Annotated in this window: 9 protein-coding genes; 6 read left to right on the forward strand and 3 right to left on the reverse strand. The window is 71.2% G+C overall.

The window, feature by feature from the left end; all coding sequences use genetic code 11:
* The first annotated feature begins 37 nt into the window (after positions 1 to 37).
* Positions 38 to 1171, forward strand: coding sequence for an SPFH domain-containing protein (locus EXE52_RS13580; protein WP_085682739.1), 1134 nt, complete (start codon positions 38 to 40; stop codon positions 1169 to 1171).
* Between the two features lie 91 nt (positions 1172 to 1262).
* The gene (locus EXE52_RS13585; protein ID WP_049932491.1) at positions 1263 to 1874 is read left to right on the forward strand and encodes a MarR family transcriptional regulator; all 612 of its coding nucleotides are present in this window, start codon (positions 1263 to 1265) and stop codon (positions 1872 to 1874) included.
* A gap of 6 nt (positions 1875 to 1880) precedes the next feature.
* On the opposite strand, the gene EXE52_RS13590 is transcribed toward EXE52_RS13585, so the two are convergent.
* The 3 genes from EXE52_RS13590 to EXE52_RS13600 all read right to left on the reverse strand — a co-directional run bounded on the left by EXE52_RS13590 (position 1881) and on the right by EXE52_RS13600 (position 3631).
* Positions 1881 to 2135: a hypothetical protein gene (locus EXE52_RS13590; RefSeq protein WP_049932489.1), complete on the reverse strand. Its 255-nt coding sequence runs from the start codon at positions 2133 to 2135 to the stop codon at positions 1881 to 1883.
* A gap of 153 nt (positions 2136 to 2288) precedes the next feature.
* Entirely contained in the window at positions 2289 to 2837 is a 549-nt protein-coding gene (locus EXE52_RS13595; RefSeq protein ID WP_049932488.1) for a DUF84 family protein, read from the reverse strand.
* On the reverse strand, positions 2834 to 3631 hold the full coding sequence (locus EXE52_RS13600; RefSeq protein ID WP_089308097.1) for a cobalamin-binding protein: 798 nt from the start codon (positions 3629 to 3631) through the stop codon (positions 2834 to 2836). The genes EXE52_RS13595 and EXE52_RS13600 overlap by 4 nt, the downstream gene beginning before the upstream one ends.
* A gap of 255 nt (positions 3632 to 3886) precedes the next feature.
* On the opposite strand from EXE52_RS13600, the gene EXE52_RS13605 reads away from it, so the two are divergent.
* The 4 genes from EXE52_RS13605 to EXE52_RS13620 all read left to right on the forward strand — a co-directional run.
* Positions 3887 to 4861: a transcription initiation factor IIB family protein gene (locus EXE52_RS13605; protein WP_006114298.1), complete on the forward strand. Its 975-nt coding sequence runs from the start codon at positions 3887 to 3889 to the stop codon at positions 4859 to 4861.
* An 84-nt stretch (positions 4862 to 4945) separates the two neighbouring features.
* Positions 4946 to 5653, forward strand: coding sequence for a type I 3-dehydroquinate dehydratase (locus tag EXE52_RS13610; protein WP_049932486.1), 708 nt, complete (start codon positions 4946 to 4948; stop codon positions 5651 to 5653).
* A gap of 89 nt (positions 5654 to 5742) precedes the next feature.
* Positions 5743 to 5931, forward strand: a complete 189-nt coding sequence (locus EXE52_RS13615; RefSeq protein ID WP_049932484.1) for a hypothetical protein — start codon at positions 5743 to 5745, stop codon at positions 5929 to 5931.
* A gap of 128 nt (positions 5932 to 6059) precedes the next feature.
* Positions 6060 to 6284 (forward strand): AN1-type zinc finger domain-containing protein (locus EXE52_RS13620; protein WP_275938258.1); only part of this gene is annotated, 225 nt, incomplete at its 3' end.

Raw genomic sequence — 6284 nt, forward strand, 5'->3', positions numbered from 1 at the left:
GCGAACTATTAACCGTGGGATGGCCTAACTAGGAGGCATGGAACCGATCACCCTCCAAGCCGGCCTCGGCTTCGGGCTCGTGAGTGTCGGCCTGCTCGCGCTTCTGCTCGTGGTCGTCACGCTCTGGCAGTCGTTCGAGATCGTCGACGCCTACGAGAAGAAGACGCTCACCGTCTTCGGCGAGTACCGCAAACTGCTCGAACCGGGGATCAACCTCATCCCGCCGTTCGTCTCCCGCACGTACCCGTTCGACATGCGGACCCAGACGCTGGACGTGCCCCGGCAGGAGGCGATCACGCGGGACAACTCTCCCGTGACCGCCGACGCGGTCGTCTACATCAAGGTGATGGACGCGAAGAAGGCGTTCCTCGAAGTCGACGACTACAAGAAGGCCGTCTCGAACCTCGCGCAGACCACCCTCCGGGCGGTCCTCGGCGACATGGAGCTCGACGACACGCTGAACAAGCGCCAAGAGATCAACGCGAAGATTCGCAAGGAACTGGACGAGCCCACCGACGAGTGGGGGATCCGCGTCGAGAGCGTCGAGGTCCGCGAGGTCAACCCCTCGAAAGACGTCCAGCAGGCGATGGAGCAGCAGACCTCCGCCGAGCGCCGCCGCCGCGCGATGATCCTCGAAGCGCAGGGTGAACGCCGCTCCGCGGTCGAGCAGGCCGAGGGTGACAAGCAGTCCAACATCATCCGCGCGCAGGGCGAAAAACAGTCCCAGATCCTCGAAGCGCAGGGGGACGCCATCTCGACGGTCCTCCGCGCCCGCTCCGCCGAGTCGATGGGCGAACGCGCCATCATCGAGCGCGGCATGGAGACCCTAGAGGAGATCGGGAAAGGCGAGTCCACCACCTTCGTCCTCCCGCAAGAGCTCACCAGCCTCGTCGGCCGCTACGGCAAGGCCCTCTCCGGCTCCGACGTCCAGGAGATGGAGGGGCTCGACGGGAAGGAGTTCGACGCCGACACGCGGAAGATGCTCGGCCTCGACGACATCGACGAGATCCTCGGCCAGATCGAGGAGTCGGCGGAGATGAACGTCGAGGAGTTAGAGAAGGAGGCCGAGGCCGTGAAGTCGGGCGACGCCGGCGCGAGCATCAGGTCCGCGGACGAGGTCATCCAAGAGATGGACGACGAAGAGGCGGCGGAAGTGGAGAAGGAGCAGTAAATCGGCGCGGAGCGCGGTCAAGGCTGTCGATTCTCCGCGCCGAATTGGATCGAACGAAGTGTTTTTGTCGGGGCGTAGACTACTACTCGGCGTGACAGAGGGGTTCGACGGACGGAAACGCGAGACGCTCCGCCGCTTCGCCGCGGTCGGAGCGGCCGCGCCGTTCGTCGGCACCGCGAGCGCGGACGACGGAAGCGGGGACGCGAACGAGACGCGGGAGGCGATCCGCGGCTACGTGCCGACGACCCCCGGCGCGCACTTCTCGAAGCTCCGCGACGACCTCCGGCTCGGCACCGGCGAGGCGCAGTACCACCTCCGGAAGCTCGAAGAGGCGGGCGAGATCGAGTCGGTGAAGGACGCAGACTACCGGCGCTTCTTCCCCGCCGGGCGCTTCGACGAGACCGACAAACGGGCGCTCGGCTACCTGCGGCGAGAGACGCCCCGCGGGATGATCCTCGCGCTGTTGCGCGACCCGAGCGCCACCGGGGCCGACCTCGCGGAGGCCCTCGGCGTCTCGCGGCCGACGATAAGCGCGGCGGCCGCCGACCTGGAGGGCGCGGGCCTCCTCGACCGGACCGACGGCTACGCGCTGACCGAGCCGGAACGGCTGCTCACGCTCGTCGTCCGGTACGCCGACTCATTCGACGCCGAGGCCGTCGCGTTCGCCGACGAGGCGGCGTCGCTGGTCGCGTACGACCCCTGACTTCGGTCAGGCCGTGACCATCCACGTCGTGCCGGAGGAGTACCCCCACTTCTCGACGTCGATATCGGTGGCCGCGTCGACGACCGCGCTCATGTTCGCGCCGACCTCCTTCGCCGAGAGGTCGAGGTCGTTGGCGATCAGCCGCGACTTGAAGTACGTCCGGTCGGACGCGTTCTCGCGGAGGTACCGCAGGATACGCGCCTGTTTCGCGGAGAGGCCGGCCGATTCGGCTGCGACCGCGTCCGGGTGAGCCGTGCTCATACAGCCATCACGTCATCACCCCGCATAAGCCGGTTGGTAGGTCGGGTTAACACGCCGCTGTCCTGCGGTTTTCTACGGTGAGACGAGCGAGAGTCCCGTCCCAGCAGCGGGTTTGGGTACGGTCTTCGAACCGGGGCGGCGACGCGGACAGGCTCAGTACAGTTCGGCGACGAAGGGACCGAGCGCGCCGCTCACCGCGGCCGCGAGCGCCTCCGCCCGGTCGACGCGACCGTTCGTGAGCGCCCCGACGGCGCCGCCGCGCGTCGCGACGCCGTCGGTGCCGAGGAGGTCGTCCATCACGGGACCGAGTTCCGCCCCGTCGTCGATGCGGGCGGCGACGTTCGCCGGGAGCGCGAGGCTCGGCCCGGCGGCGCGGCCGACGCGGTCGCCGTCGGTCACGGCCGCCCACATGATCAGGAACCGCTCGTCGGCGCCGTCGAATCCCGCGACGCCGCCCTCGATGCCGACGCCGAGGTCGCGGTCGGGTTCGAGCGCCGCGCGGGCCCGGTTCTCCGCGCCCGCGACCGTCTCGGCGTGGCCGGTCGGCTGCTCGCTCACGCGGGAGTCGACCGGGACCGACTCGACCGCGACGCCGGTCGGACCGCCGGGGAGGTCGTCGTCGCCCGCCGACCCGACCGCCAGCTCGACCGCGCGCCGCTTCACCGGGTTGCCGCTGCCGACGCCGACTCGCAGGATCGTCATGTCCGGGCGTCGTCGTCCGGCGCCGAAAACGCCTCGGGATGGAGCAAGCGCGCCAGCCGCTCGACGCCGTCGATCAGGGCGGGGCTCGGCTGGTTCAGGAGGGAGTCGTCCAGGACGTGAACGGGGGCATCGACCCACTCGCGCCCGGCGACGCCGGCGGGGTCGACGCGGTCGCCGTGCCCGCAGACGTGGACGACGACGTGGTCGGGATCGGCGCGCTCGACGTCTGCGGGCTCCACCTCGCGGGAGCGCTCGCCCGGCTCGGCGAACGGGTAGCGTCCGCCGGCGGCGCGGACGGCGTCGGGGACCCAGTTGCCGGCTGCCATCGGCGGGTCGGACCACTCCTCGCAGTACACGGTCGGACGGCGGCGGTCGGCGACGGCCTCGGCGATTCGGTCGAGTCGCTCGCGGGCGTCGGCCGCGAGGCGCTCGCCGGCCTCGGGGCGGCCCACGTCGGCGCCGCGGGCCGCGAACCCGTCCAACGCGTCGTCGAGCGTTGCGGGCTCGCGGTGCGCGACGTCGAGGCCGCGGTCGCGGCAGGCGGCCGCGAGGTCGGCCTGGAGCGCGTCGCTCGTGAGGACGACATCCGGGTCGAGGGCGGCGACGCGGTCGAGGTCGGGGTTCAGCCACCCGCCGACGGCGGTCGGGAGGTCGGGACCGTGCGCCGACCCGGGGTCGGAGCCGTCCGGGAGGTCGCAGTGGGCGGTGACGCCGACGAGGCGGTCGGCCGCCCCGAGGCCGGCGACCGTCGCGGTCGCGCTCGGTGCGAGCGAGACGACACGGGGCGCGGACATGGCGTCCGATCCGGTCGCGGTCGTCTCAACGGTTTCGATCGCCACGCTGACGCGGCGCCGCGGCGGTGATAGCGGCCGCGGGCGGCCGAGGTCGTCCGCGCGTCCCGACCGATCGGGGATCGGCGAAAACGCGTGATAGATCGTGTTCTTTTGTCGAGATCCGAGCGACACGTTCCGGTCGTTTTAAGTTATCTTCTGCCGACGGTAACGTAAGATCGCTCTCGGGCAGTTTCAGTTTCCGGGGGCCACCGAGCTATGAGTGAACGACTACACACACGGGGGAGTCGCTCCCGAACGGAGACGAACGAGGAGGAATCGGAGAACACGGACGAGACGCTCAGCTGCCCGGAGTGCGGCGGGCACGTCATCAACGACGAGGAACACGGGGAGACCGTCTGCAGCGACTGCGGGCTCGTCGTCGAGGCGGACTCGGTCGACCGCGGCCCGGAGTGGCGCGCGTTCGACTCCCGCGAGAAGGACGAGAAGAGCCGCGTCGGCGCCCCGACGACGAACACGATGCACGACAAGGGGCTCTCGACGAACATCGACTGGCGCGACAAGGACGCGTACGGCCGGTCGCTCGGCGCGCGCCAGCGCCAGAAGATGCAGCGGCTCCGCAAGTGGAACGAGCGGTTCCGCACCCGCGACTCCAAGGAGCGCAACCTGAAGCAGGCGCTCGGCGAGATCGACCGCATGGCGAGCGCGCAGGGGCTCCCGGACAACGTCCGCGAGACGGCCTCGGTCATCTACCGACGCGCGCTCGACGAGGACCTGCTCCCCGGTCGCTCCATCGAGGGCGTCTCCACCTCCTGCGTGTACGCCGCCGCCCGGATGGCCGGCGTCCCGCGCAGCCTCGACGAGATCGCCGACGTGTCGCGCGTCGAGAAGGCCGAGATCGCGCGGACGTACCGCTACGTCGTCCGCGAGCTGAAGCTCGAAGTGAAGCCGGCCGACCCCGAGCAGTACGTCCCCCGGTTCGCCTCCGACCTCGAACTGAGCGAGGAGTCGGAGATGCGCGCGAAGAGCCTCCTCCGCAACGCCAAGGAGAAGGGCGTCCACTCGGGTAAGTCGCCGGTGGGCCTCGCCGCGGCCGCCGTCTACGCCGCCGCGCTCCTCACGAACGAGAAGACGACGCAGGCCGCCGTCTCGGAGGTCGCCGACATCTCCGAGGTCACCATCCGGAACCGGTACCACGAGCTGCTGGAGGCCGAGGACGGCCTCGTCGCGTAAGCGGACGCTTTCCCCGCCGACCCGACCGACCCCCACGCCGTTCTACCCCGACCAGCTAAGTCCCCGCCCGCGGTACGCCCGCGTATGTTCGAGGAGTTCGTCCTCGCGGCGAGCACGGCCGACCTCTCCGAGGAGCCGCGGGCCCGCGACCACGCCGACGCGGTGGAGTTCCGGATGGACCTCGCGGACGCCCCGCGCGACCAGCTGGCGAGCTACGACGGCGAGCTCCCCCTGCTCGTCACGAACCGGGCGTCGTGGGAGGGCGGCGAGGCCGACGGGCTCGCGCGCTACGACGCGCTCTCCGACGCGGTCGCCCGCGACGCGGTCGCCGCGGTCGACGTGGAGCTCGCCGCGCTGCGCGGGACGCACCCGGACCCGGCCGAGGAGTCGCACGCGACAGCGCTGCGTGACGCGGCCCGAAGGGAGGGGGTGGCGGTGGTCGCGTCGGTCCACGACTTCGAGTCGACGCCCGAGCCGGCCGCGCTGGTCGACCTGCTCGCCGACGCCGCGAGCGAGGGCGACGTGGGGAAGCTAGCGACGACCGCGACCGCCCCGGCGGACGCGCTGGCGATGCTCGAGGCGACCCACGAGGCGACCGTCGCTGGCCATCGGGTCGCGACGATGTGTATGGGCGAGCCGGGGCGTCACACCCGCGCGGTCGCCCCGGTCTACGGCTCGAAGATCGGCTACGCGCCCGTCGACCCCGCGGAGGCGACCGCGCCGGGGCAGTACCCGCTCGCGACGCTCCGAACCCTCGTCGACAGGCTTCGAGGCGGCGAGCCGGGCGCGTAGAGGCGGCGAGCCGGACGCGTAGGGACAGCAAACCGGGCGCGCGTAGGGGCGGACACTTTTCACGCCCGCCGTCGAACTACGGCGGTGAGATGGCCCTCATCGGATCGGATCAGTCGTCGGTGGTCTCCGCGTTCGGCCTCCTCATCGCCCTCGTCGCGGTCGTCGGCACCCGATTCCTCGGGTGGGAGTGGGGGTCCGGCCGACTCGTCCCGACGCTCGTCGGCGTGGCGGTCGCCGGGGTCGCCGTCGCGGTCGTCGCCGGGCGGGTACTGGACTGAACGCGGCGACCGCGTCGCCGTCGCGCACGTCGATCCGGTCGCCAGGCCCGGCTCGCCGCGTCGCCGACCGGCCGACGCGCCCGGGACGGAGCCAAACCGCTTTACGACCGCCCGCGTAAGTGTCGTCAATGGCGACGTGCGACGAATGCGGGGAGTACGAGAACCTCCCGTACCAGTGTAAGCGGTGCGGCCAGACGTTCTGCGCCGAGCACCGACTGCCCGAGAACCACAACTGTCCGGGCCTCGCCGAGTGGGACGACCCCGGCGGGGTCTTCGACCGCGACCTCGGCGTCGGCATCGAGGGCGGCGTCGCGCGATTCGACGGCGCCGACGAGCGGTTCCTGATCATGTGG

Origin of the sequence: Halorubrum sp. CGM4_25_10-8A, assembly GCF_005435025.1 — an archaeon.
Classification (GTDB): Archaea; Halobacteriota; Halobacteria; order Halobacteriales; family Haloferacaceae; genus Halorubrum; species Halorubrum ezzemoulense.